Origin of the sequence: Bailinhaonella thermotolerans, from assembly GCF_003594875.1 — a bacterium.
GTDB classification, from domain to species: Bacteria; Actinomycetota; Actinomycetes; order Streptosporangiales; family Streptosporangiaceae; genus Bailinhaonella; species Bailinhaonella thermotolerans.
Genome location: NZ_QZEY01000008.1, coordinates 293,319 through 309,006, shown reverse-complemented (window position 1 = coordinate 309,006; position 15,688 = coordinate 293,319). Strand labels below are relative to the sequence as shown.

Annotated in this window: 15 protein-coding genes; 8 read left to right on the top strand and 7 right to left on the bottom strand. The window is 74.8% G+C overall.

The genetic code is table 11. The features are described from left to right. Positions 1-148: 148 nt before the first annotated feature. The 6 genes from D5H75_RS22195 (at position 149) to D5H75_RS22170 (ending at position 5,583) form a co-directional block, all read left to right on the top strand. Positions 149-721: an RNA polymerase sigma factor gene (locus D5H75_RS22195; RefSeq protein WP_119928412.1), complete on the top strand. Its 573-nt coding sequence runs from the start codon at positions 149-151 to the stop codon at positions 719-721. Continuing rightward, positions 714-1,832 carry a CU044_5270 family protein gene (locus tag D5H75_RS22190; protein ID WP_119928411.1) on the top strand — a complete coding sequence of 373 codons (1,119 nt, stop codon included), beginning with the start codon at positions 714-716 and terminating at the stop codon, positions 1,830-1,832. Before D5H75_RS22195 ends, D5H75_RS22190 begins: the two co-directional genes overlap by 8 nt. A gap of 238 nt (positions 1,833-2,070) precedes the next feature. Continuing rightward, on the top strand, positions 2,071-2,562 hold the full coding sequence (locus tag D5H75_RS22185) for a hypothetical protein (protein ID WP_119928410.1): 492 nt from the start codon (positions 2,071-2,073) through the stop codon (positions 2,560-2,562). Continuing rightward, positions 2,559-3,608 (top strand): peptidoglycan-binding domain-containing protein, encoded by a 1,050-nt coding sequence (locus D5H75_RS22180; protein WP_119928409.1) that lies wholly within the window; start codon positions 2,559-2,561, stop codon positions 3,606-3,608. The genes D5H75_RS22185 and D5H75_RS22180 overlap by 4 nt, the downstream gene beginning before the upstream one ends. Then, a complete protein-coding gene (locus D5H75_RS22175) occupies positions 3,605-4,375 on the top strand; it encodes an ABC transporter ATP-binding protein (protein WP_119928408.1) in 771 nt (256 codons plus the stop codon). Before D5H75_RS22180 ends, D5H75_RS22175 begins: the two co-directional genes overlap by 4 nt. Further along, positions 4,372-5,583, top strand: coding sequence for an ABC transporter permease (locus D5H75_RS22170; protein WP_119928407.1), 1,212 nt, complete (start codon positions 4,372-4,374; stop codon positions 5,581-5,583). Before D5H75_RS22175 ends, D5H75_RS22170 begins: the two co-directional genes overlap by 4 nt. Positions 5,584-5,639: 56 nt before the next feature. Here the strand turns inward: D5H75_RS22170 and D5H75_RS22165 are convergent, their stop codons facing one another. Next, positions 5,640-6,311, bottom strand: a complete 672-nt coding sequence (locus D5H75_RS22165; RefSeq protein WP_119928406.1) for an SRPBCC family protein — start codon at positions 6,309-6,311, stop codon at positions 5,640-5,642. Positions 6,312-6,546: 235 nt separating this feature from the next. Here D5H75_RS22165 and D5H75_RS22160 point away from each other — a divergent pair, with 235 nt between their 5' ends. Beyond that, entirely contained in the window at positions 6,547-7,968 is a 1,422-nt protein-coding gene (locus D5H75_RS22160; RefSeq protein WP_147425245.1) for a hypothetical protein, read from the top strand. Here D5H75_RS22160 and D5H75_RS22155 read toward each other — a convergent pair. The 4 genes from D5H75_RS22155 to D5H75_RS22140 form a co-directional block, all read right to left on the bottom strand. Beyond that, the gene (locus D5H75_RS22155; RefSeq protein ID WP_119928404.1) at positions 7,913-9,523 is read right to left on the bottom strand and encodes a beta-N-acetylhexosaminidase; all 1,611 of its coding nucleotides are present in this window, start codon (positions 9,521-9,523) and stop codon (positions 7,913-7,915) included. The two genes, D5H75_RS22160 and D5H75_RS22155, sit on opposite strands and share 56 nt — an antisense overlap. A 7-nt stretch (positions 9,524-9,530) precedes the next feature. Beyond that, complete coding sequence (locus D5H75_RS22150) at positions 9,531-10,379, bottom strand: N-acetylmuramoyl-L-alanine amidase (protein ID WP_242454427.1); 849 nt, start codon at positions 10,377-10,379, stop codon at positions 9,531-9,533. A 219-nt stretch (positions 10,380-10,598) separates the two neighbouring features. Next, the gene (locus tag D5H75_RS43350; protein ID WP_242454426.1) at positions 10,599-11,291 is read right to left on the bottom strand and encodes a hypothetical protein; all 693 of its coding nucleotides are present in this window, start codon (positions 11,289-11,291) and stop codon (positions 10,599-10,601) included. Between the two features lie 749 nt (positions 11,292-12,040). Beyond that, the gene (locus D5H75_RS22140) at positions 12,041-13,021 is read right to left on the bottom strand and encodes a LacI family DNA-binding transcriptional regulator (protein ID WP_242454425.1); all 981 of its coding nucleotides are present in this window, start codon (positions 13,019-13,021) and stop codon (positions 12,041-12,043) included. Between the two features lie 271 nt (positions 13,022-13,292). Here D5H75_RS22140 and D5H75_RS22135 point away from each other — a divergent pair, with 271 nt between their 5' ends. Beyond that, entirely contained in the window at positions 13,293-13,985 is a 693-nt protein-coding gene (locus tag D5H75_RS22135; RefSeq protein WP_242454424.1) for a TetR/AcrR family transcriptional regulator, read from the top strand. 199 nt (positions 13,986-14,184) lie between these two features. On the opposite strand, the gene bldC is transcribed toward D5H75_RS22135, so the two are convergent. Together bldC and D5H75_RS22125 are read right to left on the bottom strand one after the other, a co-directional pair. Next, a complete protein-coding gene (gene bldC / locus D5H75_RS22130; protein WP_013133571.1) occupies positions 14,185-14,388 on the bottom strand; it encodes a developmental transcriptional regulator BldC in 204 nt (67 codons plus the stop codon). Positions 14,389-14,696: 308 nt separating this feature from the next. Further along, a complete protein-coding gene (locus D5H75_RS22125; protein ID WP_119928401.1) occupies positions 14,697-15,596 on the bottom strand; it encodes a DUF8083 family protein in 900 nt (299 codons plus the stop codon). Positions 15,597-15,688: the final 92 nt, after the last annotated feature.

Genomic DNA, 15,688 nt, shown 5'->3' with positions numbered 1-15,688 from the left:
ACGCCCCCGCGGCAGCTCACCGCGGGGGCGTCGTCGTTCCCGGGATCTTTTCGGGTGGTTCGTGAACCTTTTCCGGCCGCGGCGGTAATCACAGGTGTCCGGCGGAACGCGAGACCGCGCCCCGCTCACCCGAAGGAGCGATCACCGAATGACCGCTGTGTGCGTCCCCGCGCCGCCCGCGGCCGACGACGCCACGCTGATCCGGCGCTCCCTGACCGAGCCCGAGGTCTTCGCCGAGCTGTTCGACCGGTACGCGCCCGCGGTGCACCGCTACGCCGTACGGCGGCTCGGTCCCGACGCGGGCGAGGACGTGGTGTCCGAGACGTTCCTCGCCGCGTTCCAGCACCGGCACCGCTACGACCTGGAGCGGGCGGACGCGCGGCCCTGGCTGTACGGCATCGCCTCGAACGTGATCGGCAAGCGCCGGCGCGACGAGGTCTCGCTGTACCGGGCGTACGTCCGCAGCGGCGTGCACCCGGCGGAGGTGTCCGGCGGACTCGTCGAGCACCAGGCGGACACCCTGGCGGTCAACCGGCCGCTGGCCGCCGCGCTGCTGCGGCTCAGGGCGGGGGACCGGGACGTGCTGCTGCTGACGGCGTGGGCGGAGCTGTCGTACGAGGAGACCGCGGCCGCGCTCGGCATCCCCGTGGGGACCGTGCGCTCCCGGCTCAACCGCGCCCGCAAGAAGATCCGCGAGGAGCTGGAGGACCGTCATGGATGAGCTGGAGCGGGTGCGCCGCCTCTGGTCCGGCGTCCCCGAGCCCGGCGAGGACGCGCTGTCCCGCGCCCGCGCCGGCCTCCTCCGCGCCGCCGAGGCCGAGTCGCGCCCGCGCTCCCGCCTGTCCGCCCTGCTCACGCGGTACGGCCCGGGCCGCGCCCGACTCCTGCCCGGCCGCGCGCCGTACGGCGTGGCGCGGCGGCGCCGGATGGGGGCGCGGCTGGCGGTCGCGGGGGCGCTGGCGGCGGCCCTGACGGCCGGGCCCGTGGTGGTCGGCGGCGCCCCGGGGACGCGGCCGGGGGCCCGCGACCTGCTCGCGCGGGCCGCGGCGGCCGCCGCCGCCGAGCCGGAGCTGACGCCGAAGCCCGGGCAGTACGTCCACACCGTCAGCCTGGAGAAGTACACCGTCTACGCGCACACCGGGAAGAAGACCGTCGCCTGGATCGGCGGCGGCCGGATCCAGGAGTGGCTGCCCGCCGGCGGTTCCGGCGTCCTGCTGCGGCGTGAGGTGGAGAACGCCCCCGAACCCCTTCCCGGCCACCCCCTGCCCCCCGAGGCGTGGAGGACGAAGGACAGGACCTCGGACATCGTGTACGACGCCTGCACCACCGGCACCCCGCCCGAGCTGTGGCGCGAGCGCGCGGGTGAGTGGCCGGCCGATCCGGTACGGCTGCGCGAACGCCTGCTCGCGGTCAGCGCCAAGGGCGGGATGGCCGGGCGGCCCGACGCGGTGCGGCTGTGGAGACAGGTCACCGCCCTGGCCGGCGACAACCTGCGGCCCAGCCTGCGCAGCGCGCTGTTCACGGTCGCGGCGGGGATCGACGGCGTCACCGTCGTGCCCGACACCGCGGACGCGGCGGGCCGGCGCGGGATCGGCGTCGCGATGGAGGAGGAGGACGGCGTCCGCAGCGAAATGATCTTCGACCGGGAGACGTACCGGTACCTCGGCCAGCGCCTGACGAGCACGCGGGAGCACACGATCGAGATCGGCGGCCCCTCCTTCGTCCGGCCGGCGGGCCTGACGCTGGTCTCCGAGGCGCAACTGTCCATCGAGGTCGTCGATCGGGTGCCGAAACCCGCTCCCGGCGCCTCCCGCATGAAGATCCCCTGCTGACCCTGCCGACCCTGCCGACCTGGCCTGGTCCGGTCTGACCTGACCGGGTCCGCCCGCCGCCCCCTTTTCCGATCTCCGCCCCTTTCCGATCTCCGACCCGCTGAACCGCTGATCCGCCGCTCCGGTGGAGTCCCGCCGTGAGCTCTGTCCGGCGTGCCCGCGAACGGCGCGCCCGGCCCACCGGCCCGCCGCCCGGCGGAGCCGTACCGAAGTTCACATCCTGTGGAAGAAGGCCCGCATGAAACTGAGGATCGCCCTCGCCGCCCTGCTGCTCGTGTCCGCCTGCGGCGGCACCGCGCCCGCCTCCGAGGTCGCGAGCGCGGGCGGGACGAAGACGCCGGCGTCCCCGGCCGCGAAGGGCTCCGGGGACGACCCGATGCTCGCCCACGCCAAGTGCATGCGGCGGGAGGGCGTCGCCGACTACCCCGACCCCGGCTCGCCCGACCAGGGCAAGTACTCCACGCCGCCCCCGGACGAGGCCGTGCGCGTCCGGTACGAGAAGGCGATGAAGGCCTGCATGAAGGAGATGGAGGCCGGGCGGGAGGCCGCCCCGCCGCCGGACGCCGCCGAGCTCGACCGGCTCACGAAGTACGCCGAGTGCTACCGCAAGCGGGGCATCGAGGTGAAGGGTCCCGACCCCAGCAACGGCGAGATCCGGTTCGGCGCCGCCTCCGAGGCCGAGCACGACGCGGCCGAGAAGGCGTGCTCGCCCTTCAGGGCGGGGAAGTGAGGAGGATCCTCCTCGCCGTCGCCGCGCTCGTCGTGCTGGGCGCGGGGGTGACCGTGTGGCGGCTCTCGGCGACGACGCCGACCGCCGCGGCCCCCGCGTCCGCCCCGGCGGGGGCGACCGTCCCCATCACGCGCGGGGACCTGGTGGACACGGTCACGGCCGGCGGGACCCTCGGCTACGCCGACCGGCGCGACCTGGCCGCCGGCCGCGCCGGAGTGGTCACCTCCGTCCCCGCCGAGGGCACGCTGATCCGGCGCGGCAAGGCGCTGTACCGGGTGGACCGCGAGCCCGTCGTGCTGATGTACGGCACGCTCCCGCTCTACCGGGACCTGCGGCACGGGGTGAAGGACGGCCCGGACGTCCGCCAGCTCGAACGCAACCTCCGCGCCCTCGGCCACGGCGACGGCCTGACCGTGGACCGGCACTTCTCCCTCGGCACGGCGCGAGCCGTACGCCGCTGGCAGAAGGCGGCCGGCCTGCCCCGCACCGGCGAGGTGACGGCGGCCCAGGTCGTCTTCCTGCCCGGTCCGGTACGGCTGGCACGCGCCCGCCTCGCGGTGGGCGAGAAGGTCTCGGCGGGGGCGGCGGCGCTCACCGTCACCGGCACCCGGCGCACGGTGACCGTCGAGCTGGACGTGAGCCGCCGGGAGGTCGCGAGGAAGGGGGCGCGCGTGAACGTGGAGCTGCCCGGCGGGCGGAGCGTCGCCGGCGAGGTCGCCCGCGTGGGCCGCGTCGCCGTACGGTCCACCGCCAAGGAGAACGCCCTGGTCGTGCGGGTGGAGATCGACGTCCCGGCGCGCCTGGCCGGGGGCTTCGACCAGGCCCCGGTGGTCGTGGGGTTCAGCATCAGGCTGCGGCGCGGCGTGCTGTCCGTGCCGGTGGAGGCGCTGCTCGCGCTGCGCGAGGGCGGCTACGGCGTCGAGTTGCACGGTCCCGGCGGGCGCCGCGTCGTCCCCGTCACCCCCGGCGCGTACGGCGGGGGCCGGGTCGAGGTCAGCGGGCCCGGCGTGACCGAGGGAGCGCAGGCGGGGGTGCCGGCGCGATGAGCCCCGTCATCTCGTTGTCCCGGGTCACCAAGGTCTATCCGGGGAACGTCACGGCCCTGCGCGGCGTGGACCTGACCGTGGAGCGGGGCGAGTCGCTGGCCGTCGTCGGGCCGTCCGGGTCCGGCAAGTCCACGCTGCTCCAGATCGTCGGCACGCTGGACCGGCCCACCTCGGGCACGGTCACCATCGCCGGGCACGACGTCGGGACCCTGTCCGACCGGGGCATGTCGGCGCTGCGGGCGCGGAGCATCGGGTTCGTGTTCCAGCGGTTCCACCTGGCCCCGGGCCTGTCGGCGCTGGAGAACGTCGCCGAGGGGCTGCTGTACGGCGGCGCCCCGCGCGGGGAGCGCCGGAACCGCGCGGCCGAGGCGCTGGAGCGGGTGGGCCTCGCGCACCGCCTGGGGCACCGGCCCGACCAGCTCTCCGGTGGGGAGCGTCAGCGCGTCGCGATCGCCCGCGCGGTGGTCGGGAACCCGCCGATCCTGCTCGCGGACGAGCCCACGGGCAACCTCGACTCGGTCGCGGGGGAGGTGGTCGTGGAGATCCTCACCCGGCTGAACGAGCAGGGGACCACGCTCGTCGTCATCACCCACGACCCCGAGGTCGCCGCCCGCTTCGGCCGCCGCGCCGCCGTACGCGACGGGCGGCTCATCGGCGCGGACCCGGCCCCCGGCGAGCCGCCGCCCGCCGGGCCGCCGCCGGTGACCGCGCCCGTGACCCCGCCGGTTGCCCCGCCCGTGTCCGCGGAGGAGGGCGGAGCGCGATGACGCCCGGAGAGCCGGTGGGGGAACGGCTGACGCCCGCGCGGTTGCGGGCGTCGGACCTGGCCAGGCTGGGGATGACCGGGCTGCGGACGCGGCCGGGGCGGGCGGTGCTGTCGGCGCTGGGGATCGCGATCGGCATCGCCACGATGATCGCGGTCGTGGCGATCTCCGAGTCGTCCCGGGCCGACCTGCTGCGGCGGCTGGACACGCTCGGCACCAACCTGCTGCGGGTCCAGGCCGCCCGGTCGTTCACCGGCGAGGAGTCACGGTTGCCGGTCGGGGCCGAGCGCATGGTCGCCCGGATCGCCCCGGTGACCTCGGTCGCCGCCGTCGGCCGCACCGAGGCCGCGGTGCTGCGGAGCGACCGGATCCCGAAGGCGGAGACCGGCGGGATCGCGGTCCAGGCCGTCACCGGGGACCTGCTGGGCACCCTCGGCGGGAGCGTGCGGGCCGGGACGTGGCTGAACGCCGCGACCGAGCGGTACCCCGTCGTCGTGCTCGGCTCGGTCGCCGCCGAACGGCTGGGAATCTTGGAGCCGGGGCGCGTGGTGTGGCTCGGGGACCGCTGGTTCACGGTCGCGGGACTGCTGGACCCGATGCCGCTGGCCCCGGAGATCGAGCGGTCGGCGCTGGTCGGGGCCCCGGCGGCGAGGGCGTACCTCGGCTTCGACGGCCACCCGACGACGATCTACGAACGCTCCCCTGACGCGGCGGTGGAGGAGGTCCGGGCCGTGCTGCCCCGCACCGTGAACCCGGAGAACCCCGGCCAGGTCGAGGTCAGCCGCCCGTCCGACGCCCTCGCGGCCAAGGCGGCGGCCGGGGCGGCGTTCACCGACCTCCTCCTGGGGCTGGGCGCGGTGGCCCTGTTCGTCGGCGGGGTCGGCGTCGCCAACACCATGGTCGTCTCGGTGCTGGAACGGCGGGGCGAGATCGGGCTCCGGCGCGCCCTCGGCGCCACGCGGGGGCAGATCAGGATCCAGTTCCTCACGGAGGCCCTGCTGCTCACCCTGCTCGGCGGCGTCCTCGGCGTGCTCCTGGGCGCCCTGGTCGGGGCGGGGTACGCGATCGCCACCGGCCTGCCCGCCGTGCTGCCGCTCTGGGCGTTCGGCGCGGCCCTGGCCTCGGCGCTGGCGGCGGGCCTGGTCGCCGGCCTCTACCCGGCGGTCCGCGCCGCGCGTCTCCCCCCGACCACCGCCCTCGCGGGCGCCTAGCGCCCAGCCGTACGGCGGGCGCCCGGGCGTCCGGCGGGGGGACGCCGCCGCGGGGTCTAGCCCGGCGGGACGGTCCGGGGGTCGCTCACGAGCGAGGACCACCAGGACCGGAGGTCCTCGCGGGCCTCGGTGAGCTCGCGCTCGCCGGGGCCGTGAGCCGTCAGCGTGAGCGTCACCGGGGCCGGCGCGGAGGAGTCGAGCGGCGCGTGGGAGGTGAAGACCAGCAGGCCCCGGCCGGGGCGCGCGGTGGCGATGTCGTGCTGGAAGCGGCCGGAGTGCCGGGTCTCGCCCGGGAAGCGGTCGCGGACGGCCGCCAGGGTGGCGTCCGGGGCGGCCAGGCCCTCCAGGCGGAGCGTGGCGCGGTCCTCGCCGGGGTGGTGCTCCAGGTAGTGGCGGAGCTGCTGGAGGAAGCACACCCAGCCCTGCTCGATGTCGTCGTAGGCCCCGTCGTCGGGCAGGGAGCCGGGCCGGGCCACCCGGACCAGCGTGCCGGTCCCCTCGGCGAGGAGGGTGATCTTCTGTCCCTGGGCCCCGTCGTCGAGCAGGATCTCGCCGGGCGGGCTCGGCTTGGCGTGGTCCACGTAGATGAAGCGGATCTCCTCGTCCAGGCCGTCGTACTCCCACCCGTGCCAGCGCCGGATCTCGGCGGGCTCGGTCAGCGCCCGCCACACCGCCTCTCGCGGCGCGCCCACGCTCACCTCGACGCGGAAGGGTTTCTGCTCGGCCATGACGTGCCTCCCTCACGGCGGCGGATGTCCCGCCCCGAGACTAGAGCGGGCCGCCGGACCCGGCCAGGCCCGAAACCCGCGGGAGCGGCGGGGCCGCTGGGTACGTTGGGTACGTTGGGTAAACGTGCAGGCAGGAAAGGCCCAAGAGGCCAGAGGGGCCCGAGAGACCCGAGAGACCCGAGAGACCCGGGGGACCGCGGCGGCCCGTCTTCTCGGCGTGGCCGGGGGAGCCGGGGTGCGCGCGGCGGTAGGCGGGCATGGCGCGATGCTCGCCGCGCTCACGCTGGCGCTGGCGTTGCGGGCCCTGGCCGTGCTCGGATATCCGCCCGCGCTGTGGTTCTGGGCGGACTCGTTCACCTATGTCCGGGCCGCCCTCGATCCCGAGCCGGCCGCCTACCGCACCGTCGGCTACTCGTTCCTGCTCAAGCTGCTCGAACCGCTCCACGACGCGGGCGCGGTCGCCGTACTCCAGCACCTCATGGGCCTGGTCCTCGCGGTCGTCGTCTACGCGCTGCTGCGGCGCTCCCTGCCCGGGTGGGCGGCCACGCTGCTCGTGACGCCGCTGCTGCTGGACGAGTTCCAGATCCTGCTGGAACACATGATCATGGCGGAGACGCTGTTCACGGCCCTCGTGACCGGCGCGGTGGCCGTGCTGCTCCGCGCTCCCCGGCCGGGCGTCGCGGACGCCGTCGCCGCCGGGGCCATGCTGGGCGCGGCCGTGACCGTCCGCACCGTCGCCCTGCCCCTCGTGCTCCTGGCCCTGGCCTGGCTGCTGGTACGGCGGGCCGGGTGGCGGCCGGTGCTCGCCGGGGCGCTGGCGGCGGCGGTCCCGCTGGTGGCGTACCTCACGTGGTTCCGCGTGGAGCGGGGGGTGTTCGCGCTGTCCCAGGCCGAGGGGATCTTCCTGTACGCGCGGACGACCACCTTCGCCGACTGCGACCGGATGCGGCCCCCGCCCGCCGAGGCCCGGCTGTGCCCGGGCACCCCGCCCGGCTCCCGCCCCAAGCCCGCCCGCTGGATCTGGGACGCGTCCTCGCCGCTCAACCACCTGCCGAAGGGCTCCGACCGCAACGGCCTGGCCGGGGACTTCGCCCGCCGCGCCATCCTCGCCCAGCCCGGCGATTTCCTCCGCGCCGGACTGGCCGACCTCGCGCCGGTCTTCCGCTGGCCGCGCCGCGACCCCGTGCCCATCCCGGGCAACCCCTACGAGTTCCCGAGCGCGTCCCGTCCCCTGCGCGGCGCCTCCGCCGAGGCCGCCCGCGCCTACCACGACGGGCCGCCCGAGACCCGGGTGGCCGAGCCGTACGCCGGGTGGCTGCGGGCCTACCAGCGCTGGGGGTACCTGCCCGGGCCGGCGCTGGCGGCGCTGCTGCTCGCCGGCCTGGGCGGGATCGTGATCAGCCGCCGCCGGGCCGAGATCCTCCTGCCGTGGGCCACGGCGGTGGCGCTGCTGGCGCTGCCGCCGTTCATCGTCGGCTTCGACCTGCGCTACGCCATGCCCGCGGTGCCCGCGGCCTGCCTGGCCGCGGGTCTCGCGCTCGACCGGTCGGCGTGGACCCGCCGGACCCGACGGTCCGCCGGATCCGGGGGGTCCGGCGGGGTCAGCTCGGGCGGGTGGAGTCGGCGGCGAGGGTCAGCTCGTCCAGGTGCCGCATGACGTCCTCGGTGACGAAGTCGTTCGCGCGGTGGCGGCGCCGGCCCGTGCCGCCCTTCTGCCACGGGCGCGGCCCGTCGAGCGGGCGGTACTCCACCCCGAGCGCGTCCAGCCGCCGCAGGTGCCGCGGCAGCCGTTCCTCCACGTCCGCCGCCTGGCCCGACCAGGCCACCTGCGCCAGCGCGCAGCCGCGCGGCCAGGCGCGGTAGTCCAGCGTGCGGGCGTCGGGGATGCGCTCCGACCAGAGCTGGAACTGCGTGCCCAGCACCCGCTCCGCCGCCTCGGCGGACCACTCCGCCGGGACGGGCCGGAAGGACGCCACGGCCGACAGCGGCAGCGGACCGGCGATCGCCAGCGGCTCGTCCGGGCCCTCGACCTCCGAGTAGTCGAAGTACGTCGGCAGCACCGGCGTCATCACCACGTCGTACCCGGCCTCGGCGGCGCGCCGCGCGACGCCCTCGCCGCGCCAGGCCATCACGATCGAGTCGGGCCGCAGCGCCCCGCTCACGAACGCCTCGTCCCACACCACCGCCCGGCTCCCGTGCGCGCTGAGCACGTCGGCGAGCTGGAGCAGGAAGTGCGCGTGCAGGTCGCCCGGCCCGGCCAGCCCCAGCTCACGCTGGTAGGCCACGATCTCGGGGTTGGCCGCCCAGTCGTCGAGCACGCACTCGTCGCCGCCGAGGTGGAAGTACGGCGTGGGCCCGAGCGCGTCGATCCACTCCTCGATGACCCCGGCCAGGAAGGCCACGGTCGGCTGGAGCGGCGACAGGATGTCCGGCGAGATGCCCCAGCGGGTCCACACCGCGTGCTCGGCCCCCGGGCGCGCGCTCAGCTCGGGGTAGGCGGCCAACAGCGCGGCGGCGTGGCCGGGCACGTCCAGCTCCGGCACCACGGTCACGCAGCGGGCGCGGGCGTACGCGGCGATCTCCGACAGGTCGGCGAGGGTGTAGAAGCCGCCGTGCGGGGTGCCGTCGAACTCCTGCGGCTCGCCCTTGTGGCTGACCACGGTCTCAAGCCGGTGCGAGGCGATCTCGTGCAGGCGCGGGTGCCGGCGGCTCTCCACGCGCCAGCCCTGGTCGTCCACGAGGTGCAGGTGCAGCCGGTTGAGCTTGTGCACCGCCATCAGGTCGATCATGCGCAGCACCTCCCGCTTGGGGAAGAAATGCCGCGCAACGTCCAGGTGGGTGCCCCGCCACGGGTGGGCGGGGGAGTCCTCCACCCGCCCGCACGGCACCGCCCACCGCACCCCGGGCAGCGCCGCCGCCCGGAACGCGTCGTCGGGGAGCAACTGCCGCAGGGTCTGGGCGGCGTAGAACGCGCCCGCCCGGTCTCCGGCGAGGATCTCGATCCGCTCGGGGGTGATCGTCAGTTCGTACGCTTCGGGTCCGAGCTCGTCCTTCTCGGCGACGGTGATGCCTGGGCCGTCGCCGAGCGGGAGCACGGCGAGCGCCAGCCGTACGGCGTCGGCGAAGGGGCCGGAGACCCCGGCCGAGGAGGAGAAGACGAACTCACCGGGTTCAGGGCGCGCCACACGGGGCGGGGGGAGCAGGTCATGCATGTTCAGATCATGTCAGGTAGTCGCGCAGCCCATCCGCGATGGCCTCGGCGATGCGCTGGCGCCCCTGCGGGGTGCGCATCTTGGCGAGGTCTCCCTGGTTCCGCATGTTCCCGCACTCCAGGAACACCTTGGGGACGGTCGACAGGTTGAGTCCGCCCAGGTCGTCCCGGAAGATCAGGCCCTTCTTGCCGATGTAGGTGGAGTAGGCGTAGCCGGCCTCGTGGAAGGCGTCGCGGATGTCGTAGGCGAGCCGCTGCGACTGCTTGACGACCTTGTCCACCGGGCCGTTCACCGGCTTGGGCCCGATCACGTGGAACCCGTGCTGGCCCGCGCCCGCGCCGTCGGCGTGCACGGAGATCGCGACGTCCGCCTTGGCCTTGTTGCCGATGGCCGCCCGCTCGGTGATGCACGGCCCGACGCCGGAGTTGTTCTTGCGGGTCATGACGACCTTCGCGCCCTCGGCCTTGAGGATCTTCGCCAGGCGCTGCGACACGTCCCAGGTGAAGGACGCCTCGCTCAGGCTGCCCCCGGCCGTGCCGGTCGTGTCACACGGCTTGCGCTGCGTGATCACGTCCACCTGCTTGTTGATGATCTCCGGGTGGGCGGCGTTGCCCCCGTTGTGCCCCGGGTCGATCACCACCGACTTCCCGCGCAGCGAGCCCTCCTCGGCCATCGTCCGCGGGGCCGTGGGCGCGGACGGCGACGGCACGACGGGCAGCCGCCCCGCCGGAGACACCTCCGACGAGCCCGCGGACGCCGCGGGAGACTCCCCGGCCCCGTTCTCACCGCCCCCGCACCCGGCCACCCCGAGCGCGCACGCGCCCGCCAGCAGCGCCCCGATCACACGCCCTCTCAACGTCGCCCCCACCTGTCGCCGCCCATGGTCAATCATCCAACCTACGCTCGCACAGGTAATGACCGAGGCGAAATCACCCCACCCATCCCCACCCGATCCGTACACCCCACCCCAAACCCTCCACCCCGAAGCCACAGGCGACCGCCCGGCCGGAGCGCGTGATCAAAGCGCGTGATCAAAGTGCGCGATCACGGCGAGGGCCGGGCCCGGGGCCGGCGGTCAGTCGGGGACGGGGGTGGCGGGGGCCTGGGCGGGCGGGCCGGCGGCGGGCTGTTCGGGCGTGTGGGTGGAGCGTTTCGCGGAGGACGCGGCGGCGGCTTCGGCCTGTTTCGCCGAGGTCTGGCGGGCCGGGCGGTCGGCGTGCTTGGCGGCGGGCTTCTTGGTCTGACGGTCGGCGGGCCTGGCGTGGGACTGGTCGGCCGGCCTGGCATGGGGCCGGCCGGCGGGTACGGCGGGCGCCTCGTCGGTGGCGCGGGCCTGGGCGGCGGGCGCCGCGTCGGGCCGGTCGGCCGGGCTCGGGCGGGCCTTTCCTGAGGCGGGGACCTGGCGGTCTTCGCCGGGGGCGGCCGGGGCTCCGTCCGCCTCGCCGGAGGTCTCGGCCGCGGATTCGGCGGGCTCGGGCTCGGGCCGGGGCGCGTGCTCCCCGGCGGCCCCCGGACCCGGGGGAGAGTGCTCGGCGGGCGCGGGCGCGCGGAGGGCGGCGAGGACGGCGGCCAGGGCCGTGGCGTCCTCGGCGTCCAGCCCCAGCAGGACGCGCGGGCGTCCCAAGGGGTGGTCGATGGAGTGCGTGACGTATCCGGCCACGCTCTCGCCGCCACCGCCTCCGCCCCGGATCGCGCGCCAATGCGCCCAGGCCCTTTCGAGCTCGGCCGCCGCCCGTTGCGCGCAGGACACCAGTTCTGGATTTCGCACGTGGACCCCCCAGTGCTTCCCCGTCCGGGCGCCGTTCGCGGCGCCACCGGCAGTGATAGCACGCCGGTCCGGCCCCGCGCCGGGTTATCTCCGACTCTCATCCGCGCCCTGCCCGATCCGCCCGCATTCCTCCGCGAATGCACCCAACCCCTCACCCGAGCCCCCGCCGCCCCGAGGCCCCGACCCTCGCCGTGATCATGCAGTTTTAAGCACACCGTGTGCTTAAAACTGCATGATCACGACGAGGGAAAGGGAGAGGCGGAGGCGCGAGCGAGCCCGGCGGGGGGCGAGCGGTGGGCGTGCGAAAGGACGTGGGTGGGACCGGTCCCGAGGTGTGCCGGTCCGCGCCGGGAACGGGGAGCCAGGCACGCCGGGGCCGCTCCATGCCGAGGCCGGCGTGCCCGCCAGGGGTCCACGCGGACACCAGAGATTCGTCGGCCGCACCCGGCGTCAGCCGTACGGAATGAAGGGCGCGATCAGGGCAGACGGGTGAGCAGGCGGACCGGCGGATGGGCGGGCCCGGCGGTCGCGCGGGGCCGGGCGGGCGGGCGGCCCGGCAGGCGGGCGAATGGAAGGAGGCGGGGCGAACCGGCGGATGGGCACGCCGGCGGACGGACGGACAAGCGGACGGGCAGGCGGGCACCCTGGCGGACGGGCGGGTCGTCGGGTGAGGCTCGCCTGGGGACGGGGTCGCTTCGTTGAGCCGGCGGAGGGGGCGGCGGAGGGGGGCGGTGGAGGGGGCGGGTGGGTCAGGCGGGGGCGGGGCCGGTGCTGCGGCGGACCACCAGGCGGGGGGTCACCAGGCGGAGGCGCGAGGACTTGGCGGGGTCGGCGATGCGGTCGCAGAGGAGGGCGGCGGCGGCGCGGCCCATGGAGCGGCGCGGCTGGTCCACGCTCGTCAGGGAGATGTGGTTGACCGAGGCCAGGTGGGTGTTGTCGTAGCCCACGACGGACAGGTCCTCGGGGACGCGCAGCCCCAGTTCGGCGGCCACGGTGAGGGCGCCCACGGCGGCGACGTCGTTGGGGGCGAAGATCGCGGTGGGGCGGGGGTCGTGGGCCAGGAGGGCGCGGGCGGCCCGCCGTCCGCCCTCCTCGGTGAAGTCCCCCGACTCCACCAGGACGTACGGCGTGAGCCCGGCGGCGCGCATCGCGTCCAGGTACCCGTCGCAGCGGGCGCGGGCGGCCGACGAGGCACCGCCCTCGATGTGGGCGATGCGGCGGTGGCCGAGCTGGGTCAGGTGCTCCACGGCGAGGCGGGCGCCGAGTTCGCCGTCGTCCACCACGATGTCCACGCCGGACAGGTCCACCTCGCGCTCGCCCACGACGACGGTGGGGGTGTAGGCCGCGGCGTCGGCCAGCGCCTCGCTCGCGGGGACCACGCCCAGGAGCACGAGCCCGTCCACGCGGAGCTCCAGGAACGCGTCCACGGCCTCGGCCTCGAACATCGGGTCGAAGCGGCCGCTGCCGATCAGCAGCCGCAGCCCCTCCCCGTGCAGGTTCTCCTGCAGCCCGTCGAGGAACTCGGCGAAGAACGGGTTGTGCAGGTCCGCGACGAGCGCGCCGATCAGGTGGGTGCGCCCCTCGACCAGGCTCCGGGCCACGGCGTTCGGCCGGTACCCCAGCTCCCTCGCCGCCCGCAGCACCGCCTCGCGCCGGTGCTCGCTCACATGCGGCGAGCCCCGCAGCACCAGCGATACCAGCGACTTGGACACCCCGGCGCGTTCGGCCACGTTCCGGATCGTGGGCCGGGGCCGCGGCGCGGGGAACACCTCGTTCTCAGGCGGGTTCAGCGGACCGTCCTCGGCGGATGCACGCGCTTTCACCTTTGTGCCCGACATGGCTCTCCCACGGGAATCGGCGTCGTCACTACACCAAACGACCGATTGCTCCAGAGGGTACGGGTGAGTCCGATCTCTGTTTCCGGGACGGGAGTTCCCGTCGTGACGCACGCCCTGTCCCGCGTTTACCGGCAGGCGGATCTCTCTCGGATACCCTGCATGTGTGGCAGCCACATCGCGATCGGCCGATACGCCCAGGCCCGGCCGGAGGGATTCCGAACGCCCGGCCCGGCGGCGGCTCAGCGTCGATCGGCGGCGCGAGGAGCTGATCAGCGCGGCGCTCCAGTTGTTCAGCACCAAGGACGCCGAGAGCGTGTCCATCGACGACGTGGCGGCGCTGGCCGGGGCGTCGAGGGCGCTGGTCTACCACTACTTCGGGGGCAAGCAGGAGCTCTACATGGCCGCGCTGCACAGCGCCGCCGAGGAGCTCCAGGAGCGGCTGCGGCCGAAGGCGCCCGGGCGCCCGCTGGACCAGCTCGCGGCGGGGCTGACGCGCTACTTCGACTTCGTGGAGGCCCACCAGGCCGGGTTCGCGGCGCTGCTGCGCGGCGGCCCGAGCAACCGGGCGGGCGAGGTCGGCGAGACGATCGAGAACGTCCGCCAGAGCCTGTTCACGATGATCCTGGAGAACATGTCCGCGCCGACGTCCAACCCGGTGCTGCGCACGACCCTCCGGTCCTGGATCGCCGCCGTGGAGACCGCCGGCCTGGACTGGCTGGAGCACCGCGACGTCGAGCGCCCCCGGCTGGAGAAGATGCTGGTCGACTACATGATCGCGCTGCTCGGCGTCGCCGCGAACCACGACCCCGAGGTCCACGAGCTCTTCGACCGCCTCATCCACGACCAGTTCGACTAGCCGCCCCGCCGCGTTCTCCCCGCGCTCGCGAGCCCGCCGTACGGCCTGAGCCCGGCACCTCGCGGGGCGGGCGCCGTACGGCGACCGGCGGCGGTGACCACCGGTGATCGGCGGCGGGCGGGGAGCGCGGGCGGAACGTGGCAGGCGCGCCCGCGGGGTGCGAGCGCGCCTGTGTTCCCCCCTACGTCTGGTTCCGCCGTTACTCCGAGCGCTGTTGCGGGATGCCCGCGAGCAGCGCGCGGACCTCCGTCTCGCGGTAACGTCGGTGCCCGCCGAGGGTCCGGATGGACGTCAACTTGCCCGCCTTCGCCCACCGAGTGACGGTCTTGGGGTCGACGCGGAACATCGTTGCGACCTCAGCCGGGGTGAGCAGTGGCTCGGCCTCGGGTGTACGAGCTGACATGTGTGCGGCCTCTCCTCCGTGTGGACCGGCGACAGCGATCCTGCGACTAACTTGGCGCTTGCACGGATGTCCCCCTATGGGCCCGTGTGTGAGGTTTTTCGGGACCATATGCGGCATCACCCGATGTGACCATACAACCACGTAGTGCGATTGGCGAGCCCTTGGGCGTAAACAGTCGCCGACGTGTTGCTGTCACGCTGCGTGATTCTAGCGACACGATTCGTGGTATCGCGTTGAAAACCGCAAAACCGGTCAGGTCGCAGAACGGAGTTTCTATCCGTGCGGGGCGGACCGTGGGCGTTTTGTTGCTAGTTGGCCGATTCCAGCGCCTGCACGGCGCGCCAACGGGCTGTTACCCGCTGATACATCGCGACGGCTACTTCTTCCTGACCCGCGTCCAGACCGCTCAGCGCGGCGGTCACCTCGGCCACGGACTGGTCGCTCCGCAGCGCCTCGTCGTCGAGCAGGTGGACCAGGCCGCCGTAGTCGAGTTCGACGAGCGAGTGGGGGTGGAACTCCTCCAGCCACCGGCCGACCTCTTCGACCTGGGTCACCGTGACGATCTCGCCCAGATTGCGGCGGATCACGCCCAGCGCCCGCGCCACCCGCCGCCGCGCGTCCGCCATCGACGTCACGTAGATCAGGTTCCGCGTCGGGGTCGCGGTCGTGGCCCCCGAGTCCCGGGCCGCCGCCTGCTGTTGCTGCTGTTCCGCCGCGGCCGGCCCGCCGAGCACCAGCCAGCGCTCGGAGGAGTCGAACGGCACGAACCAGGGAGTGGGGACGTTCCAGTTGCTGCTGAGGATGTGGGTGCGCAGCGCCGACGCCCCGCCCCGCTCCTTGTAGCGCTCGAAGTCCGAGGCCACCATCTCCACGACCGGCGCGGGCACGAAGGACTCCAGCAGGTTCGCCGGCACGCTGCCCCGGAAGCGCGTGAACTCCAGCCACGACCGCAGCCGCGTCTGCCACGGGCAGACGTACAGCCGGTCCTCGATGCGGCGCAGGTAGGCGTTGCGGCTCTCCCGGTCCGGCGCGACGATCGGCGGCACCGCCAGCAGCCGCCGTACGGCGTCGCGGTGCTCGACGGACAGGGACTCGGCGCGGCGGGGGCGGGTCTCGGAGACGGCGTAGGCGGCCCACGCCGTGCGCTCGGGGTCGGTGAAGGCGGACAGCGGCTCGTACACGCGGAGGTACGCGCTATAGGGCAGCACCTGTGTCCTCCTCTGGCGCGTCCGGCCCGCCTCGGGAGCGGGCCCGCTGGGTGGCTGGCGGGGTGAGCCTGGGAGTGCTCCGTGCGCAAGAG